Origin of the sequence: Arthrobacter pascens, assembly GCF_030815585.1 — a bacterium.
GTDB classification, from domain to species: Bacteria; Actinomycetota; Actinomycetes; order Actinomycetales; family Micrococcaceae; genus Arthrobacter; species Arthrobacter pascens_A.
On the sequence record NZ_JAUSWY010000001.1, the window covers coordinates 2839098 to 2858775 of the forward strand.

Annotated in this window: 18 protein-coding genes; 5 read left to right on the forward strand and 13 right to left on the reverse strand. The window is 65.7% G+C overall.

Annotated features, from left to right (window positions below; all coding sequences use genetic code 11):
* The first annotated feature begins 68 nt into the window (after positions 1-68).
* Positions 69-1241: a pyridoxal phosphate-dependent aminotransferase gene (locus tag QFZ30_RS13175; protein ID WP_307076886.1), complete on the forward strand. Its 1173-nt coding sequence runs from the start codon at positions 69-71 to the stop codon at positions 1239-1241.
* Between the two features lie 8 nt (positions 1242-1249).
* On the opposite strand, the gene QFZ30_RS13180 is transcribed toward QFZ30_RS13175, so the two are convergent.
* Complete coding sequence (locus QFZ30_RS13180) at positions 1250-1735, reverse strand: nucleoside deaminase (RefSeq protein WP_307076888.1); 486 nt, start codon at positions 1733-1735, stop codon at positions 1250-1252.
* Between the two features lie 172 nt (positions 1736-1907).
* Between QFZ30_RS13180 and QFZ30_RS13185 the strand changes: the two genes are divergently transcribed.
* Complete coding sequence (locus QFZ30_RS13185; RefSeq protein ID WP_307076890.1) at positions 1908-3032, forward strand: ScyD/ScyE family protein; 1125 nt, start codon at positions 1908-1910, stop codon at positions 3030-3032.
* An 80-nt stretch (positions 3033-3112) separates the two neighbouring features.
* Here QFZ30_RS13185 and rbfA read toward each other — a convergent pair whose 3' ends face one another.
* The 5 genes from rbfA to rimP all read right to left on the reverse strand — a co-directional run bounded on the left by rbfA (position 3113) and on the right by rimP (position 9089).
* On the reverse strand, positions 3113-3622 hold the full coding sequence (rbfA, locus tag QFZ30_RS13190; protein ID WP_307076892.1) for a 30S ribosome-binding factor RbfA: 510 nt from the start codon (positions 3620-3622) through the stop codon (positions 3113-3115).
* A 234-nt stretch (positions 3623-3856) separates the two neighbouring features.
* Complete coding sequence (gene infB / locus QFZ30_RS13195) at positions 3857-6784, reverse strand: translation initiation factor IF-2 (RefSeq protein WP_307076894.1); 2928 nt, start codon at positions 6782-6784, stop codon at positions 3857-3859.
* Positions 6785-6936: 152 nt separating this feature from the next.
* The gene (locus QFZ30_RS13200; RefSeq protein WP_307076896.1) at positions 6937-7302 is read right to left on the reverse strand and encodes a YlxR family protein; all 366 of its coding nucleotides are present in this window, start codon (positions 7300-7302) and stop codon (positions 6937-6939) included.
* 189 nt (positions 7303-7491) lie between these two features.
* Positions 7492-8472: a transcription termination factor NusA gene (nusA, locus tag QFZ30_RS13205; RefSeq protein WP_307076898.1), complete on the reverse strand. Its 981-nt coding sequence runs from the start codon at positions 8470-8472 to the stop codon at positions 7492-7494.
* The gene (gene rimP, locus QFZ30_RS13210) at positions 8472-9089 is read right to left on the reverse strand and encodes a ribosome maturation factor RimP (protein WP_307076900.1); all 618 of its coding nucleotides are present in this window, start codon (positions 9087-9089) and stop codon (positions 8472-8474) included. The genes nusA and rimP overlap by 1 nt, the downstream gene beginning before the upstream one ends.
* Before the next feature lie 106 nt (positions 9090-9195).
* Between rimP and QFZ30_RS13215 the strand changes: the two genes are divergently transcribed.
* The 3 genes from QFZ30_RS13215 (at position 9196) to QFZ30_RS13225 (ending at position 12339) form a co-directional block, all read left to right on the forward strand.
* The gene (locus QFZ30_RS13215) at positions 9196-10314 is read left to right on the forward strand and encodes a DUF4439 domain-containing protein (RefSeq protein ID WP_307076902.1); all 1119 of its coding nucleotides are present in this window, start codon (positions 9196-9198) and stop codon (positions 10312-10314) included.
* Between the two features lie 135 nt (positions 10315-10449).
* Positions 10450-11226 carry a VIT1/CCC1 transporter family protein gene (locus tag QFZ30_RS13220; protein WP_307080249.1) on the forward strand — a complete coding sequence of 259 codons (777 nt, stop codon included), beginning with the start codon at positions 10450-10452 and terminating at the stop codon, positions 11224-11226.
* A gap of 72 nt (positions 11227-11298) precedes the next feature.
* Entirely contained in the window at positions 11299-12339 is a 1041-nt protein-coding gene (locus QFZ30_RS13225) for an aminoglycoside phosphotransferase family protein (protein WP_307076904.1), read from the forward strand.
* Between the two features lie 14 nt (positions 12340-12353).
* Here the strand turns inward: QFZ30_RS13225 and QFZ30_RS13230 are convergent, their stop codons facing one another.
* The 7 genes from QFZ30_RS13230 to QFZ30_RS13260 form a co-directional block, all read right to left on the reverse strand.
* Positions 12354-13739 carry a pyridoxal phosphate-dependent decarboxylase family protein gene (locus QFZ30_RS13230; RefSeq protein ID WP_307076906.1) on the reverse strand — a complete coding sequence of 462 codons (1386 nt, stop codon included), beginning with the start codon at positions 13737-13739 and terminating at the stop codon, positions 12354-12356.
* Positions 13740-13748: 9 nt separating this feature from the next.
* On the reverse strand, positions 13749-14579 hold the full coding sequence (locus QFZ30_RS13235; protein WP_307076908.1) for a sulfite exporter TauE/SafE family protein: 831 nt from the start codon (positions 14577-14579) through the stop codon (positions 13749-13751).
* Positions 14580-14588: 9 nt separating this feature from the next.
* A complete protein-coding gene (locus tag QFZ30_RS13240; RefSeq protein ID WP_307076910.1) occupies positions 14589-16400 on the reverse strand; it encodes a proline--tRNA ligase in 1812 nt (603 codons plus the stop codon).
* Positions 16401-16804: 404 nt separating this feature from the next.
* A complete protein-coding gene (locus QFZ30_RS13245; RefSeq protein ID WP_307080251.1) occupies positions 16805-17695 on the reverse strand; it encodes a GNAT family N-acetyltransferase in 891 nt (296 codons plus the stop codon).
* Positions 17658-18824: a flavodoxin-dependent (E)-4-hydroxy-3-methylbut-2-enyl-diphosphate synthase gene (gene ispG / locus QFZ30_RS13250; RefSeq protein ID WP_307076912.1), complete on the reverse strand. Its 1167-nt coding sequence runs from the start codon at positions 18822-18824 to the stop codon at positions 17658-17660. Before ispG ends, QFZ30_RS13245 begins: the two co-directional genes overlap by 38 nt.
* Positions 18825-18863: 39 nt before the next feature.
* Positions 18864-19157, reverse strand: coding sequence for a YciI family protein (locus tag QFZ30_RS13255; protein WP_307076914.1), 294 nt, complete (start codon positions 19155-19157; stop codon positions 18864-18866).
* A 100-nt stretch (positions 19158-19257) separates the two neighbouring features.
* On the reverse strand, positions 19258-19617 hold the full coding sequence (locus QFZ30_RS13260; protein WP_307076916.1) for a hypothetical protein: 360 nt from the start codon (positions 19615-19617) through the stop codon (positions 19258-19260).
* Between the last annotated feature and the right edge of the window lie 61 nt (positions 19618-19678).

Here is a 19678-nt window from a genome sequence, read left to right on the forward strand (position 1 = left end):
ATATCGGCGGCTGTTCCCGCCCCGGCCCACCCTGCCTTCCGAGAATTCCGACGGCTAGGATGGCAGACATGCCGCAGCTTTCCGCGCACGTCCGCGACGTCCCCGTCAACCAGATCCGCGAGATCACCGAGGCAGCGTGGCGCACCCCGGAGGCGATTGTGCTGAGCATCGGCGAGCCGGGGTTCCCGCTCCCGAGGCATGTCCTGGAAGCCGGAATTGCGTGCCTGGAACGGGACGAGACTAACTACACTCCGAACGCCGGCATTCCGGCGCTGCGGGAAGCTTTTGCGGCTAGCTTCCGTGAGCATAAGGGGAGCGTGATCGGCGCGGACCGCATCTACGTGGTGGACGGCGCCCAGCAGGGCCTGCACTTTGCCATGAGCCTGCTGCTCTCGCCCGGGGATGAAATCCTCATCCCCAATCCCGGCTACCCCACGTTCGCCATGACCAGCCGGCTCCTGAATGCTGTCCCCGTGGGCTATCCGCTCTACCCCGCGCAGGATTTCCAGCCCCGAATCCAGGATATCGAAGCGCTCATCACCGGCAGGACCCGCGTGCTCATGCTGAACTCGCCGTCCAACCCGCTGGGCGCAGTCCTCGGCGAGGACCTTACCCGGGACCTTGTGGAGCTCGCCCGCAGGCATGACCTTTGGATCATTTCCGACGAATGCTATGAGTCCTTCACCTACGATGTTCCCCACGTCAGCCCTGCCCGGTTCGACAGCGATCTTCCCGGCGAGGCCCGGGTATTCACCTCGCTGACCCTCTCCAAGACGTACGGCCTCACCGGCCTCAGGATCGGCGCCCTGGTCTGCCCGCCGGGGCTGGAGCAGAAGATGAACAACGTGATGGAGTCGATCGTGTCCTGCGTTGCCTCGCCGTCGCAGTACGCCGCGCTCGCGGCGCTGACCGGGCCGCAGGACTATGTGCGGGATGCGCATGCCCACTACCGTGCCAACCGGGACGCTGCCTCCGCGGTCCTGAAAACCAAGGGAATCCGATTCCTGAGCGCACAAGGTGCCTTTTATCTCTGGGCCGATGTATCCCATGTGAGCGGCGGCGATGTCCGTAGCTGGACCGGCCGGTTCCTAGCGGACTCAGGAGTGGCTCTGGCGCCGGGAACCGCCTTCGGCTCCATCGGCGAAGGCTGGGTGCGGATCGCGCTCTGCGGCAGCCAGGAGGAACTCGTCGAAGGCTTGGGCCGCCTGCCGGCGCGTCCGCCAAGGGACGAGGGCCAATAGTTGGTGTGTCAGTAGTTGGTGCGTTTCGCGTTGCTCCGCCACGCTTCGAACGGAAGGTCCGCCGTCGGAACCTCCGTTTGCGCGACCGGCAGCAGATCAGGCCGGGTCCCGTTGAAATAGTCGTAGAACACGGCATCGTCAAAGCCTGCCGCGGCGGCACCATGGCGGTCGGCGGCAAAATATACGCGGTCGATCCTTGCCCAGAGCGCCGACGCCAGGCACAGCGGGCAGGGCTCACAGCTGGTGTAGAGCACGGCACCGTGAAGATCGAAATTTGCGGTGGCGGCGGCTGCCGCCCGGATGGCAACCACCTCGGCATGGGCCGTTGGATCGTTGTCCCTGGTGACGCGGTTGATGCCTTCATGGACACGCCCGTCCGCGGTCACCACCAGCGCGCCGAAAGGTCCGCCGCCGTCGGCTACGTTCCGGACAGCCAGCTTCACGGCGCGTTCAAGGTACCGCGTTGCGTCATGTTGATCGCTCGCCTGGGTCATAGCTAGATCCTAGCCACGGAGCGAGGATTAGGGGGCACATTAGGGGGGAAAAGCCCGCCACTTCGTCCGGCTACAGGACTAGCCTAGCCATGGGGGTAGTTCAGGTCCGCATTCACTTTGGTCTCATTGCCAGGCCCCGCCATCGGGGTGCACTTCAACTCCGGAGTATGCAATGTACAGAAAGACCACCCTGCTTGCCTGCCTGGCCGTCGCGGCCATGCTTCTTCCGGCCAGCCCCGCAGCGGCCGCCGATAGTCCATCCACGCCGGAAACTTTAGCCGAAGGGCTTGTCTCCCCGCTGCGCCTGGCCCTCGGCGCCGACGAGACAGTCCTGGTCACCCAGACCTTCGCCGGCACCCTCAGCCGCGTTAAGGACGACGACGATGGCCACGGCCAAGAACCTTTGACGGACCTCTATACAAATCCGGGCTGGAGCGTTGGCGGTGTGGAAACGAGCGGAGAGACGGCGTTCTTCGTGGAGAGCCTTGGTGCCGGCGGAGGGGATCCAGCCGCACTGGAGGGCTACCTGAAGTCCATCAACGCCCGTGGTGAGGTCAGGACGGTTGCGGAGCTGGCGACCCTTGAGCGCAGCACCAACCCGGACGGATTCCAGCACTACGGCTTCGGACCGGACGCCAGTGCGGAATGCCTCGCGCAAGCTTCGGCTATTGAGAATGCGCCGCCCGCCCAGTACATGGGCGCCATCGACTCGCACCCCTATGCAACGGCAGTGTCAGGAAACACCGTGTACGTGGCCGATGCCGGAGCAAACTCCATCACCGAGGTCAACGTGGCCACGGGAGCGGTCTCCACTTTGGCGGTACTGCCGCCCCGACCGGCAACCATTACCGCCGACGCCGCGGCTGCCCTCGGGATCCCGGGCTGCGTGGGCTTTGAATACGCCTTCGAACCAGTTCCAACCGACGTAGAGATCGGGCCTGACGGCTGGCTCTACGTGTCGTCCCTGCCGGGTGGTCCGGAAGATCCTTCCCTGGGTGCCCGCGGAGCGATCTTTAGGGTCAATCCGTGGACCGGAACCACGCGCCTGTGGGCAGAGGACATCCTTAGCCCCACGGGCCTTGCCGTCGCCGACAACGGTGACGTTTACGTGGCATCCATGTTCGGCGGGGAGATCATAAAAATCGATGCCGGGACCGGCAGGCAGTCGCAGTTCCTGGCAGAGAATACCCCGGCTGATGTTGAGATCAGCGGCGAGACTCTGTACGCCACCGTCGAGGCCCTCGGCGATCCGACGGCTCCGCCGGCAGGCCGGGTCATCGAGGTCGATATCAGGTAGACCCTGTCGGGAAGTAATCCTGGCAGACGCAGGAAAGCCCGGACCGCATTGCGGTCCGGGCCTTCCCTCATGTCTGACGGCTATTTGTTGCTGTCTTCTTCGAGTTCGTCGTCGTCGCTGAGGTCAAGGTCCTCTTCGTCGAAGTCATCCTCGTCAATCTCGACGTCCGCGGGGATGTCGCTCTTGTACGGATCGGCATCGCCGGCATGCTTGGCGTTCTCGGCCAACGCCGCCACCTCGGCGTCGCGCTTCTTCGCCGCCCGGAGGAGTTCCTCAAGGTTCGACGCGTTGACCGGGATCTGGTCCGCCACGAATTCAAGGGTCGGCGTCAGGCGGACGGTAACGTTGCGTCCCACTTCCTGGCGGAGCACGCCCTTGGCCTTCTCCAGGCCCTTGGCAGCTTCGGACTGCACCAACTGGTCGCCGAAGACGGTGTAGTAGATCGTGGCATGCTGCAGATCGTTGGTCACGCGGGCATCGGTGACAGTAATGCCCTCCAGCCGGGGGTCCTTGACCTTCCGGCCCAGAGCCTCCGCAACAACAACCTTGATCCGCTGCGCCAACTTGGCAGCCCGTGCGGGATCAGCCATGACATCCTCCTGGATAGAAATAGATAAGTTCGGGGCGCGCAGGTGACATGGCCAGCTGACGCGCGCAGCGATTGAGGGGGCCCGGGAGTGGCATCGGGCCTGCCGGAGACGGACGGCCAACGATCGTAGATCGCTGGCCGTCCGTCGTAGGGGCGGGGCCCCCTCAATCGCGAAGTGCGGGGGGCGGGGCCGCCGGAAAAATCCAACGACCCCGACCCTGTAGGGCTCAAACGACTAGACGCGCGGCTTCTCGCGCATCTCGAAGGTCTCAATGATGTCGCCTTCGTTGATGTCGTTGAACGAGCCAAGACCGATACCACACTCGAAGTCCGTGCGGACCTCAGTGGCGTCGTCCTTGAAGCGCTTGAGCGTCTCAACGGTGAGGTTGTCACCGATGATATTGCCGTCGCGGCTGATGCGTGCCTTCGTATTGCGTCGGATAACACCGGAGCGGACGATGGAGCCGGCGATGTTTCCGAACTTGGAAGAACGGAAGACTTCGCGGACCTCGGCGGTGCCAAGCTGGACCTCTTCGTACTCCGGCTTGAGCATGCCCTTGAGGGCCAACTCAATGTCATCAATTGCTGCGTAGATGACGGAGTAGAAGCGCATGTCCACGCCTTCGCGGTCTGCCAGTTCGGCAACCCGCTCGGCAGGCTTGACGTTGAAGCCGATGATGACGGCACTGTCCACTGTTGCCAGGTTGACGTCGTTCTGCGTGATGGCACCCACGCCGCGGTGGATGACGCGCAGCTGCACGCCTTCGCCGACGTCGATCTTGAGCAGTGCGTCTTCGAGGGCTTCCACGGCACCGGACACGTCACCCTTGAGGATGAGGTTGAGGGTGTCGATCTTGCCATCGGCCACGGCCTGGTCGAAGTCTTCCAGGCTGATGCGCTTGCGGCGCTTGGCCAGGGCGGCGTTGCGGTCGGCTGCTTCACGCTTCTCGGCGATCTGACGGGCGGTGCGCTCGTCGGCGGTCACAAAGAAGGTGTCGCCGGCGCGCGGCACGTTGGACAGACCCAGTACCTGCACGGGGCGGGACGGGCCGGCCTCGGTCAGCGCGCTTCCGTCGTCGTCGAACATTGCACGGACGCGGCCGTGGGCCGTACCGGCCACGATCGTGTCACCGACGCGGAGGCTACCGGACTGGACCAGGACGGTGGCCACGGAACCGCGGCCCTTGTCAAGGTTGGCTTCGATCGCGATACCGCGGGCGTCCTTGTTCGGGTTGGCGCGCATGTCCAGGGCTGCGTCTGCGGTGAGCAGGACGGCCTCGAGCAGCTCGTCGATGTTGAGGTTCTGGCGGGCAGAGACCTCAACGAACATGGTGTCGCCACCGTACTCTTCGGGAACCAGTCCGTACTCGGTCAGCTGGCCGCGGACCTTCTCCGGGTTGGCGCCTTCCTTATCGATCTTGTTCACGGCTACCACGATCGGCACATTGGCTGCCTGCGCGTGGTTGAGGGCCTCAACGGTCTGCGGCATCACGCCGTCATCCGCTGCGACCACCAGGATGGCGATGTCGGTGACCTTCGCGCCACGGGCACGCATGGCGGTGAACGCCTCGTGGCCCGGGGTGTCGATGAAGGTGATCTTGCGGTCGTCGCCTTCGTGCTTGTGCGTGACCTGGTAAGCACCGATGTGCTGCGTGATGCCGCCGTGCTCGCCCGCCATAACATCGGACTTGCGGATGGCATCAAGCAGTCGGGTCTTACCGTGGTCCACGTGGCCCATGACGGTGACAACCGGAGGACGGGCTTCGAGGTCTTCGTCGCCTTCGGCCTCGAGCTCGGCTTCGAAATCGATGTCGAAGGTGGAGAGCAGCTCGCGCTCCTCGTCCTCCGGGGACACAACCTGGAGCTTGTAGCCGAGTTCTTCACCAAGCAGGGCGAAGGTTTCCTCATCCAGCGACTGGGTGGCCGTTGCCATTTCACCAAGGTGGAACAGCACGGTGACCAGCGCGGCGGGGTTTGCCTCGATCTTGTCAGCGAAGTCCGTGATGGACGAGCCACGGCGAAGCCGTACTACGGTGTTGCCGTCGCCGCGGGGTACGCTCACGCCACCCAACGACGGAGCACTCATCTGCTCGAGTTCCTGACGCTTGGCACGCTTCGACTTGCGCTGCTTGCCACGGCCTGCGCCGCCCTTGCCGAAGGCACCCTGGGTACCACCGCGACCGCGGCCACCCTTGCCGAATCCTCCGCCTGCGGGAGCTCCGCCACCGGCACCCGGAGCACCACCGGTACCCGGTGCGCCGCCGCCTGGACGGCCCGGCCCACGGCCACCGCCACCGGGACGTCCGCCGGCACCAGCCGGTGCGGGACGCTCAGTGCGGTTGGGCATCATGCCCGGAGTAGGACGGTTTCCACCGGCTCCCGCGGGACGCGGGCCACCGGCACCTGCTGCTGGACGCGGACCACCCGGACGGGCGCCACCGGCACCCGCTGCGGGACGCGGACCACCCGGACGGGGGCCGCCCGCACCGGCTGCGGGACGCGGACCACCCGGACGGTCGCCGTCGGGACGGCTTCCACCCGCGCGGGGCATACCTTGCGAAGGAGCGAACGGGTTGTTACCCGGACGCGGAGCACGTTCTCCGTCGCCGCCACGGCCACGGGGCATGCCCTGGGATGTGGCGAAGGGGTTGTTGCCCGGACGGGGACCGCCGGGACGCGGAGCCGATCCACCCTGTGTTGATCCGCCGGGGCGGGCCGAAGCAGCGGGGGTTTCAGCCTTGGGTGCAGGCCGCGCGCCGGGCTTGGCTCCGGTTGACGGAGCACCGGCGGACGGAGCACTTGCGGCGGGTGCAGCCGGTGCTGCGGCGGCCCGGGCCGGCGCAGCAGGCGCTGCTGCAGGCGCAGCGGGTGCCTCTGCCTGGGGAGCCGGAGCGTTGGGTGCTGCGGGACGTGATTCTGCCGTTGGGGCAGGTGCTGCGGGACGTGAATCTGCCGACGGGGCAGGCGCCTTGGGCGCGGCTGCCGGTGCTGCGGACTTCGCGGCTGCGTCGGGATAGGCGTTGCGGAGTTTCCGCACCACGGGGGCCTCAATGGTGGAAGAGGCGGAGCGAACGAATTCGCCCAGTTCCTGCAGTTTAGTCACTGCATCTTTGGAAGTAATACCGAGCTCTTTTGCAAGCTCATGTACGCGGACCTTGGCCACATTTCTCCTGTCTCGGTCCGCACCGAGCCAGGCACGAACCGTCTACTTCTTACTGCGGGCCCTCGCCGCGGTTGCAGCTGAAGGGCCCATTGCAAAGCGCAACAAAGTTGTCATCGTTGCGCACTCATCGCTGGGAACTCATCGGGTTTCCATCAGATTTCTGACCCGCTTTCAGGTTGGACGGTTGGTGCTGCAGCCGCCGTGGCGCCCGCAGCGTTCGTACCTGGCTTGATCCGGCGTTCGACGTCGGCGGTCCCGGTTGCGCCGTTGAGGGCACGTCCGAACGCTCGCCGCTTGACCGCCAGAGCCAGGCACGATTCGCTGGGGTGCAGCCATGCACCCCGGCCAGCCATCCGGCGTCGTTCATCCACCAGGACAGCGGTGGAACCGCTGCCTTCGGCGACGAGCCGGAGTAACTCAGACCGCGGGCCTTTTGTCCGGCATCCGATGCAGGTACGCTGCGGTTGATTCTCGCTGTGAAGCACTTCTGCCACGGTGAGCATCTTCCTGACGTTCATATCTGCCGGCCCAGGCTGTCCCGTCCCCCATGTCAGCGGGTACAGGCACGCTCAGGGCGCACGAATGCCGGCCGTAAGGCGCGGTCCCTATACAGTCTAGCCCCTCAGGGCCTTTTCTGCCCGAAACACCGCGCCGGACCGACACCGCCAGCGCACCGGGGCGGCGTCAGTTCCCTCGCGGGTTCTCCGTCAGTTTTCGCGGGGCGCCGCGGCGTCGGAGACGATATCGATACGCCAGCCGGTCAGCTTCGCTGCGAGGCGGGCGTTCTGCCCCTCTTTGCCGATCGCCAGCGAGAGCTGGTAGTCGGGAACAACGACGCGGGCGGACCGTGTAGCTTCATCGATGATCGTGACGGAATTCACACGGGACGGCGACAGGGCACTGGCGATGAACGTTGCAGGATCCTCGCTGAAGTCAACGATGTCGATCTTTTCGTCGTTGAGCTCTGTCATGACAGCCCGGACCCGAGAACCCATTTCGCCGATGCACGCACCCTTGGCATTGATGCCGGGAGTGTTGGCCTTCACGGCGATCTTGGTGCGGTGGCCAGCTTCCCGTGCCAGTGCCACAATCTCCACGGAATGGTCCGCGATCTCGGGGACTTCCAGCTCGAAGAGCTTCCGGACCAGGCCGGGGTGCGAGCGGGACAGCGTGATGGACGGACCCTTGGTGCCCCGGTGGACGTCGATGACAAACGCGCGGAGCCGGTTGCCGTGGACGTACTTCTCCCCCGGCACCTGTTCGGGCGGCGGCAGCAGGGCCTCCACGGTTCCCAGGTTTACCTGGATCATGTGGGGATTGTTGCCCTGCTGGATCAGGCCAGCCACGAGTTCACCTTCGCGGCCCTTGAACTCACCCAGGACGTTATCGTCCTCAACATCACGCAGGCGCTGCAGGATGATCTGGCGGGCGGTGCTTGCGGCGATGCGGCCGAAGCCGGCCGGCGTGTCCTCGAACTCGCCGATGGGGGCGCCGTCGTCGTCGATTTCGACAGCCCAGATGGTCACGTGGCCGCTCTTGCGGTCCAGTTCCGCGCGGGCCTTCTCGAAGGCGCCGGGCGACTTGTGGTATGCCACCAGGAGCGCCTGCTCGATGGTGGGGATCAGGAGGTCCAGCGGGATTTCGCGCTCACGCTCCAGAAGCCTCAGTGCGCTCATGTCAATATCCATCAGGCCTCCTCAGAAGGTCCATTGTGCTCAGGTTCCAGACCAGCTTCTTCGAGGTGGCTGAATTCGATCTCGACTTTTCCGTTACGGATCCTGTCGAAAGGAAGTTTCACGGGCTCGCCCTGCTTGGGCTTCATTCCCTTTTTTACTGCAATTTCCGGGACGATAGTCACGCCGGAATCATCCACCGACCGGATCCTGCCGGTGACGTTCTCACCCTGGATGACACTGACCTTGACCATGCGGCCACGGGCCCGGTGCCAGTGCCTCGGTTCGGTCAGCGGACGACCGACCCCCGGCGACGAGACCTCCAGGTCGTAGGGGCGGCCGTCGTCGCCGGGATCGTTGTCCAGGACGTCGGACAGTACCTTGGAGATGTCCGAGATCACATCAAGGTTGACGCCGCCCGTTTCCTCCTGCGGAAGGTCCACTACTACGTGGACTACGCGGTGCGAACCGGCTACGTTGATGGCCACATCCTCGAGGTACAGGCGGTTGGCCTGGACCGAGGGTTCCAGTAATGCCCGGAGCCTGGCGGCTTCCGGATTGTAGGCAGGCGCAGCTTCAGCCCTACCCGTTCCGGTATGGTCTGATGAAGTCGTGGCTTCTGCATTACTCACGATGCCGGCCGCCTCCCGATAGATGATGTTGTGTGTACTAGCCTAACGATTTTCCGGACGCAGTGGTGCACGGAGTTTCGCATCCAGCGTGGCAACATGGTCTGTTGTGAATGACGCAAGCCAGGAAAGCAACCCCGGGGGACGCTATTTCCGGTACGCCGTTTTTTCGCTCACAGCCCTCCTTGTCCTCAGCCTCGGGATTGCCCTGATCCCCCACGAGCCCGCTCCGCCCGCCGCGCCGCCGTTTTCCGAGCAGGCCAGAGCCGCTGCGTTCGCCGACGCCATGTCGCTCAGGGCCGCCGGCCTGGACCTGGCCACCGCTGCCTCCGGCACTGGTACCGCCGCCAGCACCGACCCGCTGGACCGCGTTGTGACTTTGCTGACCATTCAGGCCAGGGCACTGATGTCGCCTGACGATTCAGCAGCTCCCGGGACGCAGACAGGACCGACGGCCGGACCACCGGACGGACCCATAGCGGCTTCGGCTGCTCCGTCTGTGTCCTCCGTCGCGGAACTTGCGGCCGCCCTGTCAGCGAGCGGGGCAAAGCGGCTTGGCGATGCAGAAACGGCCGACGGCGGCATCGCGCGCCTTCTCGCCGGCACCGGTGCGGCGCAGCTCTTGGCGGCCGAAGACATCGCAGTTGCCGCGGGTGTTCCCGCTGAAGCTACTCCTACCGCCGCCGAAGCCGGTGAGGCTGCCGAGGCAGGGAAGGCAGAAGGTAGTGCCGTCCCGGAGGAGTCCACCGGACCTGCCGCCGGCTGCAGCACCACGGAGCCGGCCTCCGGCGGAGCGAGCCTGGCGTCGGCTCTGACCGCAGCTGTTGAAGCCGAGCAGGAGGCCGTGTACGGCTACCAGGCGGCGCTGACGCGGCTGGATTCCGCGTCCGCGGCTCCGGCGTCGGACCTTCTGGAACAGCACCAGGACCTGGCTGGCGAGGTCCTGATCCAGAGCAGGATCCACTGCGCAAGCGTTCCGCCCCAACAGCCCGGCTACACCCTCTCGGACACGTTTCTTGATGCTCCGGCCGCAGGCCTGGGGCGGCTGGAAGCCGGCACGCTGCCGGTGTACGGCGATGTGGTGGCGCTGAGCGAGGGCAGCACCCGGAGCTGGGCAATCTCGGCCCTGGTGGCCGCCGCCCGGCGTACGCTCCACTGGGGTGCGGACCCGGGAGCCGTTCCTGGCGTTCCCGTGGACGAATCCCGGCTGCCACAGCTTCCTGAATGACATATGCAGGAACGGCCCCGGCCCGCACGAACGGTGCTGACACACAGGGAGCCTGCACCGCTTGTGTGGCTCTGGGCCGTTCGTATGGAGCAGGACCTGCTGGTACAGGGCCGCAAGTGGTGGTTTGCTGAATTCATGGATTCCCATGACCCGGCAGAGCCCACCGAACCGGCCGAAATACAGGCGGACAACCGTGGGCTGAAACGCCACCTGGAAAACGAGCCGCACGACAACGACGTGGCCCAGCGCCTCAACTGGCTGCGCGCCGGGGTACTGGGTGCAAACGACGGGATAGTCTCCGTTGCGGCCATCGTGGTGGGCGTGGCGGGCGCCACAGCGGCCACCGGCCCCATCCTCGCTGCAGGGGCGGCCGGACTGGTGGGCGGAGCAGTCTCCATGGCCTTGGGCGAATACGTGTCCGTGAGCAGCCAGAGCGACAGCCAGAAAGCGCTGATCGAAAAGGAACGCCGGGAACTCGCCGAAGAACCAGAGGAAGAGCTCGCCGAGCTGGCAGCCATCTACCGCGACAAGGGCCTTAGCCCGGAGACCGCCCGCGCCGTGGCGGAAGAACTGACCAGCCACGACGCCCTTGCGGCGCACCTTTCCGCAGAGCTCAACATCGACGAAGCCGGCATCGTCAGTCCCTGGCACGCTGCGTTCGCCTCGGGGGTGGCTTTCACGCTCGGCGCCATCCTGCCGATGCTCGCCATCCTCCTGCCGCCGCCGGACATCAGGGTTCCGTTGACCTTCGCCGCCGTGTTGGTGGCGCTGGCCCTTACCGGGGCACTGGGCGCCTGGATCGGCGGTGGGTCGAAGTCGCGGGCCGCAGTGCGGGTGGTGGTTGGCGGCGCGTTGGCTCTTGCTGCCACGTTCTCGATTGGCAACCTGCTGGGGGCCACCGGCGTCGTCTGAGCGTGGGCAGACCTGGTCCGTTATCAGGCTGGTTTAAGTCCGCCGCACTGCAGGTCAACTACGCTGGAGCTGATGAGACAGCAGACCGTAGTACCAATCCCTCCAGACCTGAGCGCCCGGTACAGCCGCAGCAGCGCGGGACGGGCGTGGCTGGCTTCACTGCCCGGCCTGCTCCAAGGACGGCTGGAGCATTGGGAGCTCGAAGCAGACCTGGCTCCCGGCGCCCTCCCGTGGAATGGACACGGCGGCGTGGTTGTTCCAGTCCGCCGGATTGACGGGACCCCTGCTGCCCTCAAGATTGCCTTCCCGCACGATGAAGCCCGGGTTGAACGGCACGCGCTGGCTTTGTGGCGGGGACGCGGCGCCGTCCGGCTGCTGGAGTCCGACGCCGGAACATGCGCCATGCTGCTGGAGCGGCTGGATGCGGCGCAGTCACTGCAGACCGTCCCGATGGATGACGCCGTGACGGTGTGGGGGACGCTGATGCGCCAGCTCAGCCTGGTTCCTGACGAACGGCCGCAGTGGCAGGAGTTCGGCCACATCGCCGCGCGGGCCGAGCAATGGAGTGATGACCTGCCCGCCGACTGGGAACAGCAGGGCCGCCCGTTTCCACGCTGGCTCCTGGAAGCAGCCCTGGAAGTCTGCCAGACCCGTGGGGCCGTCGGCCGCCGCTCGGGAAGGGACGTCCTGGTGCACACGGACTTCCATTTCCTGAACATCCTGGCCCGGCCCGGGGCGCAGAACAGGAAAGGTTCGCCGGACGGTGCGGGCTTCGCCGCCATCGACCCGCAGCCCATGATCGGTGAGCCGGAGTTTGCGGTGGCCCCGCTGCTCTGGAACCGGCTCGGTGACCTGCCACCCGGCAATCCGCAGGCCGGCCTCAGGCAGCGTTGCCGCGATTTCAGTGTCTCAGCAGGACTGGACGCCGAGGCTGCCCGCCAGTGGGGCGTCGCACGGGAAGTGGAGAACGCGCTCTGGTACGCCTCGCAGCCGCATCACCAAGGGGATCTGGCACGCTCACTCTGGGTTGCCAGCACCCTCGCCGGACGGACCTTGGACGGGCTGCCCGCGGCGCATTCGCTGCCGGAACCCGGGGAGAGTGCCTTCGGCTAGTACCTGCGGGCCGGCTACACGGTGCCTGCCAGGGCATCCCGCACGGCGGCCACCGCGACGTCGATATCGGCGCCGTCCGTAGACCAGTTGGTCACCGAGACGCGCAGGATGTCACGCCCCTTCCAGCGCGACCCGGACATCCAGACCCGGCCATCGGCCATGATGTGCCCAGTCACCGCCCGGGTGCGCTCATCCGTGCCAAACGCCAGGGCGACCTGCGTGTATACGACGTCGTTGAGCACCTCCACGTCGGGCAGCTCCGCAAGGCGGCCGGCCATTTCCGCGGCACACGCCGCGCGGCCGGCCACCAGGTCCGCCACGCCATCGCGTCCCAACGAACGCAACGCAGCCCAGACCGGAACACCGCGGGCCCTCCGGGAGAGCTCGGGCACCTTCTCGAACGGATTACCGGCTCCGTGCTCCTCCTGGGGCAGGAACTCGGCGTGCACCCCAATAGCCGAGCGCAGGGCGGTGACATCGCGCGCAATGACGATGCCGGCGTCGTACGGTACGTTCAAGGTCTTGTGCGCATCAGTGCCCCAGGAATCCGCCTGCCCCATTCCATCGCACAGGTGCCTGAGCGTGGGCGCAGCCGCTGCCCAGAGCCCGAAGGCGCCGTCAATGTGCACCCAGGCGCCCTGCTCCTTCGCGGCCTCGATGGCCTGTGGAAAGGGATCAAAAGCGCCGGAATGGACGTTGCCGGCCTGCAGGCACACAATCGCGGGGCCGGGGCGGGCAGCCAGCACCGACCGCAGCTCCTGGGAATCGATTCTCCCTTCCGGGTCTGTGGGCACCAGCTCCGGCCGTCCCAGCCCCAGGTAGCGCAGCCCCATGTCCACGGTTTCGTGGCGCTCGGCTCCGGCGATGACCCTGAGGGGTGGCGCTCCGCGGAGACCGTCGGCGTTGACGTCCCAGCCCGCGTCGGCCAGAAGCCGCCACCGTGCAGCCGCCAAGGCCGTGAAGTTAGCCATGCTGGCGCCAGTGGCGAAGCCGACGTCGCAGCCCTCCGGCAGGCCCAGGAGCTCAAGGAGCCACTGCCCTGCAGCCTGTTCGATGGCCGCCGTAGCCGGTGTGGCGAAGCGCATGCCCGTATTCTGGTCCCAGGCGGTGACCAGCCAGTCCGCTGCCATGGCGGCCGGCAGTGTGCCGCCCATGACCCAGCCGAAGAAACGGCCCGACTGTATGGACATCAGTCCCGGCTCGGCGTATTCGGCCAGGTAGTCGATCACCTCGGCAGGAGAAATCCCGGTAGCGGGGAGCGGTCCACCGAACCTTCGCTCGACTTCATCGGCGGTTTTCGAGGGCTTGACGGGGCGGTCCGGCAGTCCCTGGAGCCACAGTTTGGCGTGCACGGAAGCCCGGTCCAATGCCTGCTCGAAATCACGTGAATCGGCCCACATGGATGCATGCTACGCCGATAGTATTTGAGCCACCATAGCCGCGAAATTGCCGAAATTGTCCTGCCAAACGTCGTAGCCGAGTTTGATGATGAGGGCGCCCACGACGAGCAGGAAAACAATGCGGACAAAGCGGCTCCCCTGCTTCACTGCGGTCCGTGCGCCCAGGTAGCCTCCCGCCATGTTCGCCAGCCCCAGCAACAGGCCGGTGCCCCACAGGAGGGAGCCGTGCGGCAGGAAAAACAGCAAGGCGCCGGCGTTGGTGGCCATGTTGACGATCTTGGCTTTGGCACTGGCTTCCAGGAAGGCGTAGCCCATGGCGGAGACCAGCGCGATGACCAGGAACGAGCCGGTGCCTGGTCCGATCAGGCCGTCGTAGAAGCCAATCACTGCCCCTATCAGGCACGCCACCACGTAGTGTGTGTGTCCGTCGTGACGCAGCACGGTGATGTCCCCGACGTCGGGCTTGAGGGCCGTAAAAAGCGCGACGGCGACCAACGCCACCACAATGATGGGCTTGAACACGCTGACCGGCAGGCTGGCCGCCAGTACCGCACCGCCGAAGCTTCCCGCGAGGGCGATCACCGCCATGGGCAGTGCCGTCTTCAGGTCCGGCTTGACCCGCCCGTAGTACGTGACGGCACTGGTTGTGGTGCCGAAAATAGAACCCATCTTGTTGGTGGCAAGCGCTTGGACCGGAGTGATGCCCGGAACCAGCAGCAGCGCCGGAAGCTGGATCAGCCCGCCGCCGCCCACCACCGCGTCCACCCAGCCGGCAGCGAATCCAGCCACCACAATCAGGATGAGTGTGGTGAGCTGGATCGACTCAAAACCCGACAGCAACGCTGCGGGTCAGCTGCTGCGGACGGCGGTGACCACGTAGTCAACCGCCTTGTCCACTGCAACGTTTTCCGCTTCGCCGCTGCGGCGGTCCTTGATCTCCACCACGCCGTCCACGAGGCCACGGCCGACGGCCAGGATGGTGGGGACGCCCACCAGCTCCGCATCGCCGAACTTCACGCCCGGGGAGACCTTGGGACGGTCATCATAGATGACGTCCAGGCCGGCCGCTTCGAGTTCCAGGGCCAGCTTTTCGGCTGCTGCGAAGATTTCGTCGCCTTTGCCTACAGCCACGATGTGGACATCGGCCGGGGCGACAGCGCGCGGCCAGACCAGGCCCTTGCCGTCGTGGTTTGATTCGGCCAACGCTGCGACGGCCCGGGTGACGCCCACTCCGTAGGAACCCATGGTGACCACCACTTGCTTGCCGTTCTGGTCCAGGACCTTCAGCTCAAGCGCTTGAGCATACTTGCGGCCCAGCTGGAAGATGTGGCCCATCTCGATGCCCCGGGCGGTCCGGAGCGGTCCGGAGCCGTCCGGTGCGGGGTCTCCTTCGCGGACCTCGGTGCATTCGATGACGCCGTCCCAGCCGAAGTCTCGTCCGGCCACAAGTCCAAAAACGTGCTTGCCGGTCTCGTTGGCTCCGGTGACCCAGGCGGTGCCGCTCACAACCCGGGGGTCCACGAGATACAGCAGCTTGGTTGACCCTTCGCTACCCAGCAGGGGTTCGTCCGGAGTCAGGCCGGGACCCAGGTAGCCCTTGACGATGAGGGGCTGCTTCTTCAGGTCCTCGTCGTTGGCGGCCTCGAGGCTGATCTCCCCGGCGATGGGCAGGAAGGAGCCAATGTTGGCTTCCACCCGCCTCAGGTCCACTCCGCGGTCACCGGGGACGCCGATCACTACGATCTGGCGCTCACCGGTGGGCAGGGTGACGGCGAGCACCACGTTCTTGAGGGTATCGGCGGCAGTCCAGGCGCCGCCGTCGGCCTCCGCGCGGGGAGCAAGCTGGTTGGCAGCAGCCACCAGGGTTTCGATCGTGGGGGTGTCAGGGGTGTCGAGGACCTCGGCGGCGGGGGCTCCCGTGAAGTCGATCTCGGCCGGGACCACGGTGGTGACAGCCTCAACGTTGGCGGCGTAGCCGCCGGCTGAGCGCACGAAGGTGTCCTCGCCGATCTCGGTGGGGTGCAGGAACTCCTCGCTCTTGGACCCACCCATGGCTCCGGCGGTTGCGGCTACGGGAATGACTTCGAGCCCCAGGCGCTCGAAGATACGGAGGTAGGCGCCCCGGTGCGCGGTATAGCTGGCGTCCAGGCCGGCGTCGTCCACGTCGAAGGAGTAGGAGTCCTTCATGATGAATTCGCGGCCGCGGAGGAGCCCAGCGCGAGGCCGCGCCTCATCACGGTACTTGTTCTGGATCTGGTACAGGCTCAGCGGCAGGTCCTTGTACGAGGAGTACAGGTCCTTTACCAGGAGGGTGAACATTTCCTCGTGGGTCGGTGCCAGCAGGTAATCGGCACCTTTGCGGTCCTGGAGGCGGAACAGGCCTTCGCCGTACTCGGTCCAGCGGTTGGTGACCTCGTAGGGTTCCCGCGGCAGCAGCGCCGGGAAGTGGACTTCCTGTGCGCCGATGGCGGCCATCTCCTCGCGGATGACTGCTTCGACTTTCCGGAGGACGCTGAGCCCCAGCGGCAGCCAGGTGTAGATGCCCGGCGCCGCGCGGCGGATGTACCCGGCACGGACCAGGAGCCGGTGGCTGGCCACCTCTGCGTCGACGGGATCTTCACGCAGGGTGCGCAGGAAAAGCTGGGACATTCTTAGGACCACGGGTGGGTATCCGTTTCTTGGGAATTGCTGCTGAAAAGCAGTGCCGGGTAATCGTCTGGGTACTAATCTACCGGCAAGCACGCACATTCCCCGCTGTGGAGGACGGGCCGCGGTCCGGCCGGGAACGGTACGGGCCGGAAAAGCAATAGAGCCACGCCCGGCGGTGCAAAGCCCCTGGCCCCCATCGGGCTGGTCATTGCTTCCGGGCGTGGCTCCATGGCCGTTGACGCCTTGTTACTGGTGAGGACTGGTGAGACCGCCCACGCCACTCCAGCGCAGCTAGATCGAACTTATGTGATAGCCGCCACGTTGACAAGGGTTTTTCCATTCCAAAGTTTATTGACGCCCGCGCAGCTGGGGCCGGAAGACGGATGGCTAAACGCGCTGGGCTGGAACAGGACCGGCTAAAACAGCACCGTGGCAAAAGTGCCCACTTCACGGAATCCAACGCGCTGGTAGGCGGCCCTGGCACGGGAGTTGAATCCGTTGACGTACAGGCTGGTGACCGGTGCGATCTTCCTGGCCTGTTCCACCACCGCAGCCATGTACCCGGAGCTCAGGCCCTGCCCGCGGTAGAGGGGGTTCAGCCATACTCCCTGGATCTGCGTGACGTCCGGCGTGACGGCTCCCAACTCGGCTTTAAACACCACTTCGCCGGCCGGGTTGAGGTGGACGAGCGAATGGCCCTGCCGGATCAGGCCCTCCACCCGGCGGCTGTAGAACTCCCTGCCGCCAAGGAAAGGCGAATAGCCCACTTCCTCTTCGAACATGGCGGCGCAGGCAGGAAGGATGCGGTCAAAATCGGCGAGCCGGCCCAGTGCCAGTTCCCTGTTCGGTTCCACTGACGGGGGCCCGGAGAGGGTCATGAGTGGCTGTTCGGCCCGGACCTCGTGGGCCGTGTGGCCGAGCCCCGCCAGTTCCGCATGCAATGCAAGGACAGGCTCAGCGGGGCCAAAAGCGGAGGCGTAGCGGCGGCCGGATACGTTTGCTGCCGCAGCCACGAGGCCGGCAAAGGCTGGGTCGAGCTGTACCGGAACCAGGTTGGCTCCCGTCCAGCACGCGCCCACCAGGATGCCGTCGTTGAAGATGCCAATGACGGCGGCACCGCCACTGGTGGGCGCCGCGGTACCCGCCGCCCTCAGGTGGGAGAGGATAAAAACGTTCGCTACCGGATCCTGCAGGGCAAGGCGCCGGAGGGCAGATGTATCCGACCCGCCCAAGGTTCGTACGGAGGTGCCCGCGGGTGCGGTGCCGTCCTTATGAGACGCTAACCACGGGGCTACCCTTGACAGCATCTTCGCCATCGGCCTCCCCCATCTCTTCCGCGATACGCATGGCCTCTTCGATCAGTGTCTCAACAATCTGGCTCTCGGGGACAGTCTTGATGACTTCGCCCTTCACAAAAATCTGGCCCTTGCCGTTGCCTGATGCCACACCAAGATCGGCTTCGCGGGCTTCCCCGGGTCCGTTGACCACGCAGCCCATCACAGCCACACGCAGCGGGATTTCCATGCCCTCCAGGCCGGCGGTGACCTGCTCGGCCAAGGTGTAGACATCCACCTGGGCTCGGCCGCAGGACGGGCAGGAGACGATTTCAAGCTTGCGCGGGCGCAGGTTCAGGGACTGAAGGATCTGATTTCCCACCTTGATCTCCTCCACCGGCGGGGCGGAAAGCGAAACGCGGATGGTGTCACCGATGCCTCTCGACAGCAGCGCCCCGAAGGCGGTGGCAGATTTGATGGTTCCCTGGAATGCGGGCCCGGCCTCGGTGACGCCGAGGTGCAGCGGCCAGTCGCCCTTTTCTGCCAGCATCTCGTAGGCGGCCACCATAATGACGGGATCGTTGTGCTTGACGGAGATCTTGAAGTCGTGGAAGCCGTGCTCCTCGAACAGCGAAGCCTCCCACACGGCCGACTCCACCAGAGCCTCGGGAGTGGCCTTGCCGTACTTCTTCATGATGCCCGGCTCAAGGGAACCCGCGTTAACTCCGATTCGGATGGAGGTGCCGTGGTCTTTGGCCGCCTTGGCGATTTCCTTGACCTGGTCATCGAACTTGCGGATGTTGCCGGGATTAACCCGCACCGCGGCGCACCCTGCCTCGATGGCCGCGAACACATATTTGGGCTGGAAGTGGATGTCCGCAATGACCGGGATCTGGGACTTGCGGGCGATGATGGGCAGCGCCTCGGCGTCGTCCGCTGACGGGCAGGCCACACGGACAATATCGCAGCCGGAGGCGGTGAGTTCCGCGATCTGCTGCAACGTGGCATTGATGTCCGTGGTGGGCGTGGTGGTCATGGACTGGACGCTGATAGGCGAGTCCGAGCCGACTCCCACAGATCCAACCTTGATCTGGCGCGTCTTGCGGCGGGGGGCAAGGACTGGCGGTGGTGCTGACGGCATTCCCAGGCTGACCGAGGTCACGTGGACTCCTAGTTTCTTAGTGGCTTGAAGCTCTGCGGGTTAGGCGTTGTAGCCGGAAAGGAGGCCGATGACGGGCGTCCACTCCGTGGTGCGGATCCCGGCGATGGCCTGGGCTCCCGCGTAGGGATCCTGCTTGAGGATCTCGTTCAGCTCGGTTTCGTCCGAAGCGCTGAAAATCAGCAAAGCGCCGGCACCGTCCGCGTAAGGTCCGCTGGTCAGGAGCTTCCCCTCGCCGGAAAGACCGGAAAGCCATTCCCGGTGGGCCGGGCGGTGCTTGTCTCGGGCTTCGGTGGAATCAGGTGCAAAAACGTACTCAACGGCAAAAACAGTCATACCGCTACCCTATCGCCATGGCTGCCTCCTTCCCATCCGGGCGGCAGCCACCGACGATGTTCAGCGCAGGCAACAGGGAGCTAGCCGGGCCGCGGTGGAGTCACCGCTTTCCCATCAAAGGCACCAGGCCGCCCGTGGCGCACAAGCTTGCAGCGAGTGACGCCAGGACTATCGGGCCCAGGAACCCTTGGGCCGCTCCGAAGCCGACGGATCCCATCGCTTGCCCACTGGCCAGAGCGATGAACAGGATCGAGGTGCCTGCCCCTCCGTTGCCCGGCCAGGCGTGACGGGCCCACAGGATGAGCACCGCGGACAGGCCCATGTAGCCGGCGCCGAAGAGTGGAGCAAACAGGCCCACCCCGAAACGAGCCATCCCATAGGTGGCGGCAATCAGCAGCATCCCCGCCACCGCCACGCCCATGCCAGTCCCCCCTCGGCGGCCCACGTCTGCGCTCGTCATCACGCCCCTCCCTGGGTATAACGATCGTTCCACCATAACGAACCGCCTCGGAACGCCCCGC